The sequence below is a fragment of the Pseudoroseomonas sp. WGS1072 genome (assembly GCF_049340465.1).
GTDB lineage: Bacteria > Pseudomonadota > Alphaproteobacteria > Acetobacterales > Acetobacteraceae > Pseudoroseomonas.
Genome location: NZ_JBMPSU010000001.1, coordinates 3,114,314 through 3,128,190 on the forward strand (window position 1 = coordinate 3,114,314; position 13,877 = coordinate 3,128,190).

Sequence of the window (13,877 nt, forward strand, 5' to 3'; positions counted from 1 at the left end):
GCTCAGGTAGCTGACAGGATTGTTGGTGCGGCGCGTTATTGTTAACGAGAGTTAATCTCAGCTACCCGTCCACCGGGAAAGGCCCGCCATGACAAACACGAACTCCGTCACCTATCCCGCCATGCCCACGCTTCGCCGCCGCCACGCGCTCGCGCTGCTCGGCGCGGCTGGCTTTGCCCTGCGGACTGCACCGGCGCGTGCCGCCGCGGTGGAGAAGAGCGTGAAGCTGGCGCCCGGCCTCTGCGAACTGGTTGTCAGCACCACCACAGGCCTTGTGCATGTGGCGAGCACCGGCCCGCGCGGCGCCGACGACGCCAAGATCCTTGGCCTGGATCCGCGTACCCTGGAGGTCCGCTCCACCATCGAGCTCGGCGCGAACACAGCTTTCGGCCTCGGCGTGAACGACAGCACCGGCATGCTGTTCGGCACCGGCACGCGCAAAGGCAGGGTGCTCGCCATTGACCTCCGCACCGGCAAGGTCAAGACGGAGATCGGCGAGGGCGAGAACAACCATCCGCGGCAGGTCGTCGTGGACGAGGCGCGCAACCGCGCCTTCGTCTCCAACTTCGGCTTCCGGGAGAAGCCGAGCGCCGTGTGGGTGGTGGACACGGCTGCCAACACCCTCGCCAGCGTCATCACGGAAGGGCTGGAAGGGGGTATCTCGGGCCTTACCCATGACCCTGCGGGAGACCGGGTCTTCGTGGCCGCCTTGCAGACGAACGAGGTGGTGGAAGTGAGCCTTGCCCGCCGCGCCGGGGTGCGCCGCTTCGCCTCCGGCGGGGACGGGCCAATCAACTTGGCCTTCCACGCCGCCAGCGGGCGCCTGTTCTGCACCAACCAGAAGAGCGGCCAACTGGCCGTGCTGGATGCCGCGTCCGGCCAGCCGGTCAAGGTGCTGGAGACAGGTGCGGGCGCGCTGGCCGTCACCTTCTCGACCGACGGTGCGCTGGCCTATGTCACCAACCGTGGGGCTGGCACGGTCAGCCTGGTGGACACGCGCGCGCTGACCGTGCTGGCGAGCCTGCAGACCGGCACGCACCCGAACACCGTGGCCGTGGATCGGCGCACGGGGCTCGCCTATGTCAGCAACAAAGCCCGCTCGGCGCCGCGTCCTGCCCAGGGCCAGCCTCCGGCCCCGGCGCCCGAGGACCCGAACGGTGACACGGTGAGCCTGATCCGCGCCTAAGATCATGGCCGTTCCGGCGGGCAACCGCTGAAACGGCCCGGAGTGGACACGGCTGGGAAGAGCCGTGTGAACGGTCAGGCGCCAGTGCTGGGACCGAGGGCTTCGATGATGCGGCACTCCGCCACCTTGCCGTGGCGGCACTGTCCGATGAGGGAATCCAGTTCGCGGCGCAGTGCCTGGAGGTCGGCAATCTTCCGGTCCACATCCTCCAGGTGCTCGCTGGCGATGACGTCCACCGCGTCGCAGGAGCGCTCGCGGTCCTCGGCCAAGTCGAGCAGTGTGCGGATCTGATCCAGCGAGAAGCCGAGGTCCCGCGCACGCCGGATGAAGCTCAGGCGGCCAAGGTGGGCCTCGCCGTAGGTCCGGTAGTTCCCGGCGCTGCGGGCCGGGGCCGGGAGCAGCCCCACACGCTCATACCAGCGAATGGTTTCCACCTTCGTCCCGGTCGCCCTGGCGAGAGCGCCGATGTTCAGCAAGTTCTCCAAAGACATCACCTTGACCCTGTAGCGACTACAGGGTCTATATAAGACGTCATCAGTTCCCCGCAACCAGCGGGGACCCACCTGCGAAGGAGGCAAGCGATGGCGAATGGTGACACGGCAGCAGGAACATCGGTCGACCTGCGTTACCGGGTGGAGGGCATGGATTGCTCCGGCTGCGCCCTGAAGATCGAGGGTGCGGTCGAGCAGATCGGCGGCGCCGAGGACATCCAGGTCAACTACAAGACGCAGACCCTGGAGTTCCGCCTGAATGAGGCGACCACGCCACGCTCGGCCGTCGAGGAGAAGATCCGCGGTCTGGGCTACGGTGTCGCGGCCCTGGCGTAACCAACAGGAACAGGATGACAGCCATGGCTGACGGCGGAACGGCTCAACTAGCCCCCAAGTCCAGGGCGGCCCTGCGATACCACGTGGAGGGCATGGACTGCCCGTCCTGCGCCTCGAAGATCGAAACTGCCGTTGGCCGCTTCGGCGGGGCCGAGGACATCCGGGTCAACTACCACAGCCAGGTCCTGGCCTTCCGGCTGGACGAGGCGGCGACCCCGCGTTCGTCCGTCGAGGAGGGGATCCGCAAGCTCGGCTACGGCGTCGCCCCGGTCGAGGCGCCGCGGGTGGTCGCGGGCGAGCCTGGCGCGGTCGCCGCCGACGTACCGCTCGTTCGCCCACGCCAGCCCTGGTGGAAGGGGAAGAAGGCGCGGCTTGCCGCGGCGATCGGCGCCCTCATGGTGGCCGGGTTCGCCGCTTCGCTCGCCGTCCCGTCGCTGGACCACTGGGCCTACGTACCCGCCGCCCTGATCGGGCTCGTCTTTTTCGGCAGGAAGGCCATCGCCGCGGCGCGCGCCGGTTCGCCCTTCAGCATCGAGATGCTGATGTCGATCGCCACTGTCGGCGCCATCGCCATCGGAGCAACCTCCGAGGCGGCCGTGGTGGTGTTCCTGTTCACTGTCGGCGAACTCCTGGAGGGCATCGCGGCCGGGCGCGCCCGCGCGGGGATCGAGGCGCTCGGCGCCCTGGTGCCGAGGACCGCGCTGCGCATCGAAGACGGCACGGCACGGGAGGTGCCCGCCGCCAGCCTCAAGGTCGGCGACCTCGTCCTGGTCCGCCCGGGTGACCGCGTCTCCGCCGACGGCGATGTGGCCGAGGGCGAATCCGAGGTCGACGAGAGCCCGGTGACCGGTGAGTCTATCCCCGTTCCCAAGGCGGAGGGCGCCCCTGTCTTCGCGGGCAGCATCAATGCCTCCGGTGCGCTCCAGGTCCGGGTGACGAAGCCTGCCTCCGACAACACAATCGCCCGCATCATCCGCCTGGTGGAGGAGGCGCAGGACGCCAAGGCGCCGACCGCCCGCTTCATCGAGCGGTTCTCGGCCATCTACACGCCGATCGCAGTTGCCGTGGCGGCCCTGGTTGTCGTCGCGCCGCCGCTTATCGTCGGCGCGGACTGGGACACCTGGATCTACCGCGGCCTGGCGCTGCTGCTGGTCGCCTGCCCCTGCGCCCTCGTCCTCTCGACGCCCGCGGCCATCGCCTCCGGCCTCGCCGTCGGCACCCGGCGGGGCCTGCTGGTGAAAGGCGGCGGCGCCCTGGAGACCATCGGCCGGATCCGCGCCGTCGCCTTCGACAAGACCGGCACCCTGACCGAGGGACGCCCGCGCGTGACCGACCTCCTCGCCCTGTCTGGCTCGGAACGCACGATGCTTGGCCTCGCCGCCGCGGTGGAGAACGGCTCCAGCCATCCGCTCGGCCGCGCCATCCTGGAGCGGGCGGACGCGGACGGCATCCCGCTCCGCCCGGCCAAGGAGTCCCGCGCCATCCCCGGCAAGGCCGTCGAAGCCGTCGTGACCGGCAAGCGCGTGACGGTCGGCTCACCCACCCACGCTGCCGCTCAGGCGCCGCTCACGGCTGACGCAACGCGGACGGTCGCCGAGTGGGAGAATCAAGGAAAGACCGTGGTCGTCGTCTCTGTGGACGGCGCGCCCACTGGCCTGGTCGCGGTGCGCGACGAGCCCCGGCCGGACGCGGCCGCGGGCATCCGGGCGCTCGACGCCCTCGGCGTCGAGGCCGTCATGCTGACCGGCGACAACGTCCGCACGGGTCAGGCCATCGCCGGAGCGCTCGGCCTCAAGGTGAAGGCGGGGCTGCTGCCGGAGGACAAGCTGCGCGAGATCGGCGCCCTCAAGGCAAAGGCGCCCGTGGCCATGGTCGGCGACGGCATCAACGACGCGCCCGCGCTCGCCGCCGCCTCGGTCGGCATCGCCATGGGTGGCGGGACCGACGTGGCCTTGGAGACCGCCGACGCGGCGCTGCTGAACAGCCGTGTCGTGGACGTGGCCGCCCTGGTCGGGCTGTCGCGCGCGACTCTGGCCAACATCCACCAGAACGTGGCCATCGCCCTCGGCCTCAAGGCGGTCTTCCTGGTGACGACGGTGGTCGGCATCACCGGCCTCTGGCCCGCCGTGCTGGCCGACACCGGCGCCACGGTGCTGGTGACCCTCAACGCCATGCGCCTGCTCGGGTACCGCTTCAAGGGCATGGCGCATGGCTGAGGGCCTGCTTAGGGCGCGGCTCGCCTGGACCTGGGGCGCGGGGACGGCCGCGCTGGCCTTCGCGCTGGACCAGGCGACGAAGTGGTGGGTGCTGGCCCATCTCATGGATCCGCCCCGCGTCATCCCCGTCACCCCGTTCTTCAACCTGGTGCTGGCATGGAACCGGGGCGTCAGCTTCGGCCTGCTGTCGGCGGACCACCCCGCGACGCCCTGGCTCCTGTCCTCCCTCGCGCTCGCCGTCATCGCAGGCCTCGTCGTCTGGACGACGCGCGACCGGCGCCCCGGGATGGCGGCTTCGATCGGGTTCATCGTCGGTGGCGCCCTGGGAAACGTCGTCGACCGGCTGCGGCACGGCGCCGTGACGGACTTCCTGGACTTCCACGTGGCTGGCTACCACTGGCCCGCCTTCAACCTCGCCGACAGCGCGATCTTCGTCGGCGTTGCGCTCCTGCTCCTCGTCAGCGGGCGGCGCGAACCGGCGGGCGCGCCGACCTCCGTGGCGCGACCCTGAGGGCGGGACCGGCGTGAACCCGCTCCTCCAGATGTCCGGCCTCCTGACCGCTTTCCTGGCGGGGATGGTTTCCTTCCTCTCGCCCTGCGTGCTGCCGCTGGTGCCCGGCTACGTCTCTTATGTCGCCGGGCGCTCGGTCGCCGCCGAGCGCACCGCGCCGGATCGCCTCGCCACGGTCGGCCTCGGCCTCTGCTTCGTCCTGGGCTTCGCGACCGTCTTCGTGGCGATGGGCGCGGGCGCCTCGGCGCTGAGCCAAGCCCTGCTGCGCTACCGCTACGAGGCTGGGATCGTGGGCGGGGTGGTCGTTATCCTGTTCGGCCTGATGACTGCGGGTGTTCTGCGATTGATGCCGTTACAACGCGACCTCCGCTTCATGCCGACTCTCAGCGGCGGCACGCCGCTCTCCGCCTACGTGCTCGGGCTGGCCTTTGCCTTCGGCTGGACGCCCTGCATCGGTCCGGTGCTGGGCGCCATCCTGGCGCTGACCGCCACCAGCGAAATCAGCCACCTCGGCATCATGCTCCTGGCCGCCTATGCGGCCGGGCTGGGCGTGCCCTTCCTGCTGGTGGCCGCCTTCGCCGACGCCTTTCTACGCGGCCCGTTCCGCAGCCTGCGACGCGTCGGGCGCGTTCTTCAGATCGTGGCGGGTGGCATCATGGTGGCGATGGGGGTGGCAATGATTACCGGCCACCTGACTGACTTCGCCATCCTGATGCTCCAACTCTTCCCCTGGCTCGGGAGCATCGGATGAGCGGCGCCGCGGATTCTAAGAAGCGCGCCTAATACGCCGTCAGCCACACCGCGAAGCATGCAACTCCGCCCGGCTGGGTTTAGCGCTCCTCGGCCCTCGCCGGGTGCGCCCTTGCCGAAAGACATCGTGCTCGGTGTCCCAAGGTGGCCACCATCGCGGCTTCCGCGACACCGCGCAAAAACAGGGAGAACAGAATGCCGTCTCAGCCGATCGTACGGGGCTTTTACGATGATCAGACCGGAAGCGTCTCCTACGTCGTGGCGGATCCGCAAACAAAGAAATGCGCGGTTATCGATCCCTTGTTAAGCTTCGACCGCAATTCATGCAGCCTTGCGACCCAGCCAGCCGACGAGATTGCCACCCATATCCGGGAGCGCGGACTGATCCCGGAATGGGTGCTCGACACCCACCCGCATGCTGACCACCTTTCTGCCGTCGCCTACCTGGGCGAGCGCCTTGGCGTGCCAACAGGCATTGGCGAACAGACCCTCGCAGTTCAGGCGATCTGGTCGGACATCTATAACATCCCCGATCTCGAGGTCGGTGGCCGCGACTATTGGGACCACATGTTTGCAGATGGTCACTGCTTCAATCTTGGCGCCTCGGAAGTGAGGGTGATTTTTTCCCCAGGCCACACCGCGGCCTCGGTCACCTACGTCGTTGGCGACGCCGCGTTCGTGCATGACACCCTCTTCATGCCGGATGCGGGCACGGCACGAGCCGACTTCCCTGGTGGTAACGCGCGGGCCTTGTACCGCAGCATCCAGAGCATCCTCGCGTTGCCACCGACGACACGCCTCTTCACCGGCCACGATTACCGTCCGGGCGGGCGCGAACCGCGTTGGGAGTCCACCGTAGCGGAGCAGCGGGCAACCAACATTCACCTACGGGACAGCGGCGGAGAGGACGGGTTCGTTCGGCTGCGGGAGGAACGTGATCGAACGCTTCCTCTGCCAGCGATGATGCTCTTTGCATTGCAAGTGAACCTCCGCGGCGGACGTCTGCCGAAGCCGGAAGCGAATGGCACCTCATACCTGAAGCTGCCGATTGACCGCTTTCGAACGAGCGCTGCCAGGGCGATGGACGCAGAATGATCGGCCGGTTTTGGACGGCCTCTCCGAAGCGGCCAGCGATCCCAGCATTGAGCTCACGGTCATCTTGGGCCGTGCATCTGGGTGGCGGTGCTGAGGTCTTTCCAATGTACGAAAGGCGCCCGTCACCTCGTAGCACGCGACATCTTGATGGCCATGGGCGCCGCGCCGGTCCGCTATTTCAGATCCGGCACCCCCTGAACGTATCGGTACGGTCTTGGCTCGGGAGCATCGGATGAGCGACGACGACGACCTGCCCAAGGACCTCGCCCACATCACGCCCGCCTACCGCCGGGCGCTCTGGATCGTGGTCGGCCTCAATGTCGGTTATGGCCTGGTGGAGATGGTCGGCGGCTTCATCTCCGGCAGCCAGGCGCTCAAGGCGGACGCCCTCGACTTCCTCGGCGATGGCCTAATCAGCTTCCTTGGCCTGCTGGCGATCGGCTGGAGCCTCGCCTGGCGTGCCCGCTCCGCCCTCATTCAGGGCCTGTTTCTTGCCGTGCTTGGCGTGGGCGTGCTCGCCACCACCGGCTATCGGGTGCTGGTGCTGAACCAGCCCGAGGCCGAGCTCATGGGCCTCTTCGGCGCCGTCGCGCTGGTGGTGAACGTGGCCTCCGCAGCGGTCCTCATGCCGCACCGCGAGGGCGACGCCAACGTCCGGGCCGTCTGGCTGTTCAGTCGCAACGATGCCATCGGCAACCTGGCCGTGGTGGTCGCGGCGGGCCTGGTCTGGTGGACCGAAACTGCGTGGCCAGACCTCGCCGTGGCGTTCGTCATCGCCGGGCTGTTCCTGCAATCCGCCTGGGCAATCATCCGTGATGCTCGTAGCGACCTTGATAAGGCAGGCCAGGGAGAACAGCAGTCCGACCGATAGCCGCCATCAACTTATCAGCTTGCCTGCTTGGTGGTGCATGCAACAGGCATGATGATAACGGCGCTGCCCATCGTTGCTGCCCTTGGCAGGAGCAGCAGGTGGGCAGGCGCCACAGCGAGGGCGCGGCTTCCTGGGGTATGGCACGGCGGCTTGCGCCGGGGCCCGGCCAGCCGGTGCACCTTCCTGGAAGACCTTTCCGTTCCGGTCCTTGCAAAGCGGGCTGCCTGCTGCGGCTGGCGAGCCTAACCACGTCACCACACCCGCGGCGTGACATCGGTTGCCCGCTCACCACGGAGGAGCCGACAACTTGGCCATCACCCGCACCGGCCTGGAAGAGAACCAAGTCGCCATCTACTTCGCCGCCGTCGTGGCGGGCGCGATCGCGGCCGTCGCCGCGCCCGGCGCGGCGTGGGGGGCGGTCATCAACCCCGCCCTCGCGGCCCTGCTGTACGTGACCTTCCTCCAGGTGCCGCTGGCGGACCTGCGAAGGAGCCTGGCCAACGGGCGCTTCCTGCTGACGCTGCTGGCGGTGAACTTCGTTGCCGCGCCCCTGGTGGCGTTCGCCCTGGCTTCCATGCTGCCCGGCGAGCAATGGGTGCTGCGCCTGGGTGTCCTGATGGTGCTGCTGGCGCCCTGCATCGACTACGTGGTCGTGTTCACCCACCTCGGCCGCGGGGACGCCCGCCTCATCCTGGCGGCGACGCCGGTGCTGCTGGTGGCGCAGATGCTGCTGCTCCCCGTCTACCTCGGCCTGTTCATCGGCGAGCGGGCCATGGCGATGATGCAGCCCGGTCCCTTCATCGAAGCCTTCGTCTGGCTGATCGCCGTGCCCCTGGCTCTCGCCGCGGCCACTCAGGCGTGGGCGGCGCGCTTCGGCGCCGGGAAGGCGGTCGCGGACGCCATGGGATGGCTGCCCGTTCCCCTGATGGCCGTGGTGCTGTTGGTGGTCATCGCGGCCGTTGCCCCGAACGTGGCGGCCCAGGCAGGCTCCGTCGCCATGCTGGTGCCGGTCTACGTCGCTTTCGCCGCGCTGATGCCGGTCGTAGGTAGCGTCATCTCCAGGTATGCGGGCCTGGAGGCGGGCGCGGCGAGGGCGGTCACCTTCAGCGGCGGCACCCGGAACTCCCTGGTCGTCCTGCCGCTGGCCTTCGCTATCCCGGAAGCCGGTGCGCTGCTGCCTGCCGCGGTGGTGACGCAGACGCTCGTCGAACTCGTCGCCATGCTGGTCTACATCCGCTGGGTGCCGAGGCTGGTGCCCGCCAACCCCGGCCTTGCTGCGGAGTGACGGTCATCCCGCCGTTGCCGACCACGCGGGGAAAGGGTCAGCCAGCCGCTGGCGGCGGATCTTCCGCGTGGCAACAACCCTTCCCGTCCACCTGGACAGGCGGGCACGGCACCGTGCCGTAGGAGCAGAACACACAGCAGTCGCCCTGCTTGGGCCGGAGCAGCGTTCCGCAGCCGGTGCAGTCATAGAAGTACTGGCAGGCATCGGTCGGCATTGTCTCGGTTCTCGCCGTGCCGCAGTGCGGGCAGGTGATTGTCGACTCCAGGATCATCGGGTCCTCACACGTACGCATAACCGAGCACCAACAGGATGATCCCGACCGCCAAACCTGCCGGAACGACAAGCCGGAGGGCTGGGTTGGGGGAGCAGGCGGAGCCCGGCTCGCAGGCAACCGCTGCCCGCTGGCGCCAGAGCAGGACCGCTCCGCCAGCCAGGCACGCGGCTGCGGCGGCGAGCAGGATCGTGCGGTACGGCCCCAGAAGGACCGCCAGCCCGAAGAGCCAAGCGCTTCCCAGCCCGAGGGAGCCAAGAAGCATCGGCAGCGCACAGCAGGAGGCCGCACCGAAGGCTGCGGCGATGCCCGTCGTCGTCAGCACCATCGCACCGGCTTCCTGGACCGCCCCATGTGCCGGGGTAGCATTCACTTGGGTGTCGGACACGGTCGGCCTCCTTGTCTCAGCTATGCAGCCTACCTACCGTCTGTAGCGACTACAGACTCAAGTCCTTTCTGAGGAGGCGCATGGGATGGGGCAGAGCGGCGTTGCCATCGGTGAACTCTCGCGGCGGACGGGCTGCAACATCGAGACGATCCGCTATTACGAGCGGATTGGCTTGCTTCCAATACCGGCCCGCCGGGGGCGCTACCGCCTCTTCGGTGAGGAGGACATCAGGCGGCTGAGGTTCGTGCGGCGCGCGCGGGAGCTTGGCTTCACCCTGAACGAGGTGGGCGCGCTCCTCGAACTTGGTGCAGGCGCCTGCACCGAGGTCCATGGCATCGCCGCAGCACACCTCGCGGATGTCCGCTCCCGAATTGCCGACCTCCAGGCGATGGAGCGTGTACTGGATGGTGCCGTGCAGCAATGTCAATCCGGGGAGCAGGCCACATGCCCACTGATTGAGACCTTGTCGGGAACAGCGGCCACTACCTAGGCGCAGCGCAAGGAGGGCCATGGGCTAGCAGTCGATTGCTGTGAGTGGTCGTGGCGGCCATTGCGTCGGGCATAGCGGCCAAATCGGCAGCGTCGCCAAGCTGATCTGCATTTGCTGATGCGGAGGCTGGTTCCCACCATGCCGAGTACCGCCTTCGCCAGTTTGCTGGCGAAGGATGTCAGGGGGAAGGCCCTTACTCCACCTCGGGTGCCGTCTCGTCACCGTCCCCCAAAGCCAACTGCATCAGCACAGTATCCAGCCATCGCCCGTGCTTGCGGCCAACCGAGCGCAAGGTGCCGATCGGCTGAAATCCGAACGCCTTGTGCAGGCGGATGGACGCCTCGTTCGCGCTGTCGCCGATGACGGCCACCATCTGCCGGTAGCCGAGTGCGGCGCACTCCTGGATGAGGGCCTCGAGCAGGCGGCGGCCGATGCCGCGCCCTCGGGCCTCCTCGCTGATGTAGACCGAGTTCTCGAGTGTATTCCGGTAGGCAGGCCTGGGCCGATAAGCGCCCGCGTAGGCGTAGCCGAGCACGCGACAATCGGTGTCCTCGGCCACCAGGTAGGGCAGCCCGCGTTCGGTGATGGCGATGCGTCGCTGCCGCATATCTTCGGCCGTCGGTGCCTCTGTCTCGAAGGTGGCGGTGCCATGGAGCACGTGGTGCCGATAGATGGTGGCAACAGCGTCCATGTCGGCCTCTCTGGCAGGCCGGATGGTCACCTCGGCGGGCTGATTGGTGAGGGCGGTTGTGATCAGTTCAGGCACGGGAACCTCGTTTTCTTGGATGGAGGATGACTGTCAGGAACGCCGGAGCGCATTGGGCACGAGTGCCAGCACCATCAGGATGTTCAGCATCGCTGCCCCGCACAGGATAGCCAGCGTCGCCTGCGTGCCGAAGCTGTCCAGCAGCCAGGCGCCGAGAAAGGGCGAGGCTGCCTGCGCGATGAGGGTCGGCATGGCGATGCGGCCCATCAGCACGGCGTAGCCCTCCTTGCCGAACAGGGCCAAGGGCACCGTGTCGCGGGCGATGGAGCGGACGCCACTGCCCATGCCGTACATGACGATGCCTGCGGCCACGACGCCGGGCGCACCCACCAGCATGCCCAGGCCGACCGCCACCAGCACCGCGGACGCGACCAGGCTCCAGATGGGATGCGCCTTCTTGCCGAACAGCATCTCCAGCACGCGGGCGCCGACCTGCGCCGGGCCGATCAGCGTGCCCAAGGCGACGGCCGCCGCCAGCGCCAGCCCTTGCGACTGCAGCAGTGTCAGCAGGTGGACGGAGATGACGGTCATGATGACCGCCGCCAGGGTGAACCCCGCTGCCAGCACGACGAAGGCGTAGCGCTGGCCCGCCTGCACATGGCCTGGCGCCACGGCAGCCTTGGCGGCCGTGGGTGCCGCAGCGGGCTTGGCCAACTCGCGCGGCACGCCGAACAGGTAGAGCGGCAGCACCACGGCGAGGTGGATGGCGGCGTAGGTCAGGCAGGCGCCGCGCCAGCCCAGGTGGTCAACCAGGAAGGCACTGAGCGGCCAGCAGACCGTGCTGGCGAAGCCGCCGAACAGGGTGACGTGGGTGATGGCCGAGCGCGCCTGCTCGCCACAGAGACGCCCCAGCGTCGAGAATGCCGGGTCGTAGAGCCCGGCCCCCATGGCCAGCCCGAGCACCACCCAGGCGACTACGAACACCGGCAGGCTCGGCGCCAGCCCGAGCAGCAGCAGGCCCGCGGAGAGCAGGACGGCGCTGGCGGCGAGCACGGGGCGGCCGCCGTGCCGGTGAATCAGGTGGCCGATGCGCGGCGAAGCCAAGCCGGACACCAGCATGCCAATAGACAGGGCGCCCATGATCCAGGTGAGCGGCCAGCCGGTGTCCGCGGCAATCGGTCCGGCCAGGACGGCTAGCAGGTAGTAGGAGGAACCCCAGGCAAGGATTTGGCCGACGCCGATGGCCGAGACGACCGTCAGCCGGTTGCGGCCTGCTGCCGCACCGGCAAGGGCGCTTCCCGGTGTCGTGGCCTGGCTCATTCGGCGGGCTCGGACGGTACGGTCGCCCGCGCGGTGTTGGTCCCGCAGCACGTCGTTTCCTTGACCAGCTCCTGCTCCGGCCGCGAGGAGCAGCAGGCGACCGGGGGTGCCGCGGGAGCGCAGCAAGAGGACACCACGTCGGCGGCGCCGGGCAGCACGCGGCTCGAGCTGCAGACGCCGGTCTCCGGCAGATCGAGCTCGACACGGCGCGCGGCCTCGAGGTCGCCCGCGAGGAAGGCGGCGATGGAGCGCACCTGCTCGTGGCCGGTGGCCAGCAGGAAGGTGGGCGCCCGCCCGTAGCTGGCCATCCCGGCAAGGAAAAGCCCGCTGTCCGGCTGCTGGAGCTCGAAGGCGCCGTGCGGCCGGACGGTGCCGCAGGAGTGCAGGTTGGGATCGATCAGCGGCGCCAGCACGCGCGGGCACTCCAGCGCCGGGTCCAGGTCCAGGCGGACCTCGCCAAGGATTCCGAGGTCGGGCCGTAGGCCGGTGGCGACCACCATCTCGTCCGCCGCCACCGTCCTGCCTTCGAGACCCTTGACCTGCAGGGAACCACCGGTGCCCCGGCGAACCTCATCCACCGCGAAGGGCGCGAGCAGCTCGACGGCACCGGCCTCCACGAGGCGCCGCAGCCGTTGGCCGAGGGCGCCGCGCTCCGGCAGCTGGTCGGCGGCGCCACCGCCGTAGGCCCGCGTCAGGTCGGCGCCGCGGGCCGCCCACAGGACAGCCGTGCCCGGCGCCTGTTCGGCCAGGCGGGCGAGGTCGATGAGGGTGCCAACGGCCGAGTGGCCCGACCCGACGACGAGGACGCGCTTGCCCGCGTAGCGGCCGTGGTCGGCGCCCAGCACGTCCGGCATGCCGTGGCGGATTCGCTCGGCGGCCTCGCGTTCGCCCACGGCGGGCATACCGGAGGCACCGGCCGGGCTGGGACTGCCCCAGGTGCCGGTGGCCACTATGACGGCGCGAGCGAGGAGGCGGCCCTCGCGTCCGTCGGCCTGGAACCTGACCTCGAAGGGCTGGTCCTCGCGCCCGGCGTCGCGGACCTTGCCCACGCGTTGCCGGACGACGCCGGTCACCCGCGTGTTCAGGCGCAGGCGGCCAGCGATCTCCGGCAGCGCGGCGAGCGGCGCCAGGTAGTCGTCGGCGAGTTCGCGTCCGGTCGGGAAGCCATCGGCGTCAGGCGCCATCCAGCAGTGCCGCTCCAGCAGGGCTTGGGCCGCCCGGTCGATGTTGTAGCGCCAGGGGGAGAACATGGGGACGTGGCCCCAGGCAAGCGGCGCCGTGCCGACCGAGGGACCGGCTTCCAGGATGACCGGCTCGAGGCCACGCTCCAGCAGATGCGCTGCGGCGGCGAGGCCGACCGGACCGCCGCCGATGATGGCGACAGGTAGCGATCCGAGGGCGGCGTGGCCCTCAGAGGCCCTGTTCTGAGGGCGCGGCGTGGCGGAGCAGCAAGACGTCATTTGACGTTCCCCTTGGGTATGCCTCGGTGGGCGATGTATGTGGGCAAGCCAACGGTCAGCATCGGCAGGCACCCTTGGCCTGGTCGCGGGCAGCAGCGGCGCGGTCGGTCTCGGTCAGGGCCGCCGTGGCGTCCATCCATGCCTCCAGGCCGACCTTGAAGGCGTCGCGGCCCCTGTCGGTCAGCGTGTAGACCTTGCGCTCGCGACCGGAGACGATTTCCGAAGCGGATGTCAGGTAGCCGCCCTGCTCGAACTCGCGCAGCGTCGGGTAGAGGGCACCCTCGGAGGGCGAGCAGCAGCCGTTGGTGGTCCGCTCGACGGCACGGGCGATGTCGTAGCCGTGCGCCGGGCCGTCGTGCAGCACCTGGAGGACGAAGAAACGGCTGAGCGCCATCTTGATGGTCCCGGCCCAGTAGGCCCGGTCCGTGAAGTCCGGGGAAGGTCGGGCGACGGCGCGGAGGGTGGGTTCCTTCGACATGTCGGAACCCTATGCCTTGGAGG

16 protein-coding genes are annotated in these 13,877 nt (G+C 69.1%); 9 read left to right on the plus strand and 7 right to left on the minus strand.

Annotated elements, in window-relative coordinates:
* The first annotated feature begins 88 nt into the window (after positions 1 to 88).
* Positions 89 to 1,186: a YncE family protein gene (locus ACF3NH_RS14625; RefSeq protein ID WP_007002456.1), complete on the plus strand. Its 1,098-nt coding sequence runs from the start codon at positions 89 to 91 to the stop codon at positions 1,184 to 1,186.
* Positions 1,187 to 1,260: 74 nt separating this feature from the next.
* Here the strand turns inward: ACF3NH_RS14625 and ACF3NH_RS14630 are convergent, their stop codons facing one another.
* A complete protein-coding gene (locus tag ACF3NH_RS14630; protein ID WP_007002455.1) occupies positions 1,261 to 1,677 on the minus strand; it encodes a MerR family transcriptional regulator in 417 nt (138 codons plus the stop codon).
* Positions 1,678 to 1,767: 90 nt separating this feature from the next.
* On the opposite strand from ACF3NH_RS14630, the gene ACF3NH_RS14635 reads away from it, so the two are divergent.
* From ACF3NH_RS14635 to ACF3NH_RS14665, 7 genes are all read left to right on the plus strand, one after another.
* Complete coding sequence (locus ACF3NH_RS14635) at positions 1,768 to 2,013, plus strand: heavy-metal-associated domain-containing protein (protein WP_007002454.1); 246 nt, start codon at positions 1,768 to 1,770, stop codon at positions 2,011 to 2,013.
* 23 nt (positions 2,014 to 2,036) lie between these two features.
* On the plus strand, positions 2,037 to 4,229 hold the full coding sequence (locus ACF3NH_RS14640; protein ID WP_457485300.1) for a heavy metal translocating P-type ATPase: 2,193 nt from the start codon (positions 2,037 to 2,039) through the stop codon (positions 4,227 to 4,229).
* Complete coding sequence (lspA, locus tag ACF3NH_RS14645; RefSeq protein ID WP_007002452.1) at positions 4,222 to 4,740, plus strand: signal peptidase II; 519 nt, start codon at positions 4,222 to 4,224, stop codon at positions 4,738 to 4,740. Before ACF3NH_RS14640 ends, lspA begins: the two co-directional genes overlap by 8 nt.
* Positions 4,741 to 4,753: 13 nt before the next feature.
* Complete coding sequence (locus tag ACF3NH_RS14650) at positions 4,754 to 5,491, plus strand: cytochrome c biogenesis CcdA family protein (RefSeq protein WP_007002451.1); 738 nt, start codon at positions 4,754 to 4,756, stop codon at positions 5,489 to 5,491.
* A 194-nt stretch (positions 5,492 to 5,685) separates the two neighbouring features.
* Positions 5,686 to 6,585 carry an MBL fold metallo-hydrolase gene (locus ACF3NH_RS14655; protein ID WP_007002450.1) on the plus strand — a complete coding sequence of 300 codons (900 nt, stop codon included), beginning with the start codon at positions 5,686 to 5,688 and terminating at the stop codon, positions 6,583 to 6,585.
* 232 nt (positions 6,586 to 6,817) lie between these two features.
* A complete protein-coding gene (locus ACF3NH_RS14660) occupies positions 6,818 to 7,456 on the plus strand; it encodes a cation diffusion facilitator family transporter (RefSeq protein WP_007002449.1) in 639 nt (212 codons plus the stop codon).
* A 307-nt stretch (positions 7,457 to 7,763) separates the two neighbouring features.
* Positions 7,764 to 8,741, plus strand: coding sequence for an arsenic resistance protein (locus ACF3NH_RS14665; protein ID WP_007002448.1), 978 nt, complete (start codon positions 7,764 to 7,766; stop codon positions 8,739 to 8,741).
* 37 nt (positions 8,742 to 8,778) lie between these two features.
* On the opposite strand, the gene ACF3NH_RS14670 is transcribed toward ACF3NH_RS14665, so the two are convergent.
* Both ACF3NH_RS14670 and ACF3NH_RS14675 read right to left on the minus strand, forming a co-directional pair.
* Entirely contained in the window at positions 8,779 to 9,012 is a 234-nt protein-coding gene (locus ACF3NH_RS14670; RefSeq protein WP_081798710.1) for a GDCCVxC domain-containing (seleno)protein, read from the minus strand.
* 7 nt (positions 9,013 to 9,019) lie between these two features.
* Positions 9,020 to 9,400: a mercuric transporter MerT family protein gene (locus ACF3NH_RS14675; RefSeq protein ID WP_245538228.1), complete on the minus strand. Its 381-nt coding sequence runs from the start codon at positions 9,398 to 9,400 to the stop codon at positions 9,020 to 9,022.
* A gap of 85 nt (positions 9,401 to 9,485) precedes the next feature.
* On the opposite strand from ACF3NH_RS14675, the gene ACF3NH_RS14680 reads away from it, so the two are divergent.
* Positions 9,486 to 9,890, plus strand: coding sequence for a MerR family transcriptional regulator (locus tag ACF3NH_RS14680; RefSeq protein ID WP_007002445.1), 405 nt, complete (start codon positions 9,486 to 9,488; stop codon positions 9,888 to 9,890).
* A gap of 193 nt (positions 9,891 to 10,083) precedes the next feature.
* On the opposite strand, the gene ACF3NH_RS14685 is transcribed toward ACF3NH_RS14680, so the two are convergent.
* Genes ACF3NH_RS14685 through ACF3NH_RS14700 form a run of 4 tightly spaced genes read right to left on the minus strand, consistent with a single transcriptional unit; the run spans position 10,084 to position 13,854 of the window.
* Positions 10,084 to 10,656, minus strand: a complete 573-nt coding sequence (locus tag ACF3NH_RS14685) for a GNAT family N-acetyltransferase (RefSeq protein ID WP_007002444.1) — start codon at positions 10,654 to 10,656, stop codon at positions 10,084 to 10,086.
* A 33-nt stretch (positions 10,657 to 10,689) separates the two neighbouring features.
* Complete coding sequence (locus ACF3NH_RS14690) at positions 10,690 to 11,916, minus strand: MFS transporter (RefSeq protein ID WP_176559832.1); 1,227 nt, start codon at positions 11,914 to 11,916, stop codon at positions 10,690 to 10,692.
* Positions 11,913 to 13,376 carry an FAD-dependent oxidoreductase gene (locus ACF3NH_RS14695; protein ID WP_404700455.1) on the minus strand — a complete coding sequence of 488 codons (1,464 nt, stop codon included), beginning with the start codon at positions 13,374 to 13,376 and terminating at the stop codon, positions 11,913 to 11,915. Before ACF3NH_RS14695 ends, ACF3NH_RS14690 begins: the two co-directional genes overlap by 4 nt.
* Positions 13,377 to 13,431: 55 nt before the next feature.
* A complete protein-coding gene (locus ACF3NH_RS14700; RefSeq protein WP_099095912.1) occupies positions 13,432 to 13,854 on the minus strand; it encodes a PadR family transcriptional regulator in 423 nt (140 codons plus the stop codon).
* Positions 13,855 to 13,877: the final 23 nt, after the last annotated feature.

Excerpts from the sequence above, each read along its gene's own strand:
- lspA (WP_007002452.1), top strand. The coding sequence starts at position 4,222 with ATGGCTGAGGGCCTGCTTAGGGCGCGGCTCGCCTGGACCTGGGGCGCG.
- ACF3NH_RS14630 (WP_007002455.1), bottom strand. The coding sequence starts at position 1,677 with ATGTCTTTGGAGAACTTGCTGAACATCGGCGCTCTCGCCAGGGCGACC.
- ACF3NH_RS14660 (WP_007002449.1), top strand. The coding sequence starts at position 6,818 with ATGAGCGACGACGACGACCTGCCCAAGGACCTCGCCCACATCACGCCC.
- ACF3NH_RS14695 (WP_404700455.1), bottom strand. The coding sequence starts at position 13,376 with ATGACGTCTTGCTGCTCCGCCACGCCGCGCCCTCAGAACAGGGCCTCT.
- ACF3NH_RS14670 (WP_081798710.1), bottom strand. The coding sequence starts at position 9,012 with ATGATCCTGGAGTCGACAATCACCTGCCCGCACTGCGGCACGGCGAGA.
- ACF3NH_RS14680 (WP_007002445.1), top strand. The coding sequence starts at position 9,486 with ATGGGGCAGAGCGGCGTTGCCATCGGTGAACTCTCGCGGCGGACGGGC.
- ACF3NH_RS14655 (WP_007002450.1), top strand. The coding sequence starts at position 5,686 with ATGCCGTCTCAGCCGATCGTACGGGGCTTTTACGATGATCAGACCGGA.
- ACF3NH_RS14690 (WP_176559832.1), bottom strand. The coding sequence starts at position 11,916 with ATGAGCCAGGCCACGACACCGGGAAGCGCCCTTGCCGGTGCGGCAGCA.
- ACF3NH_RS14700 (WP_099095912.1), bottom strand. The coding sequence starts at position 13,854 with ATGTCGAAGGAACCCACCCTCCGCGCCGTCGCCCGACCTTCCCCGGAC.
- ACF3NH_RS14625 (WP_007002456.1), top strand. The coding sequence starts at position 89 with ATGACAAACACGAACTCCGTCACCTATCCCGCCATGCCCACGCTTCGC.
- ACF3NH_RS14640 (WP_457485300.1), top strand. The coding sequence starts at position 2,037 with ATGGCTGACGGCGGAACGGCTCAACTAGCCCCCAAGTCCAGGGCGGCC.
- ACF3NH_RS14635 (WP_007002454.1), top strand. The coding sequence starts at position 1,768 with ATGGCGAATGGTGACACGGCAGCAGGAACATCGGTCGACCTGCGTTAC.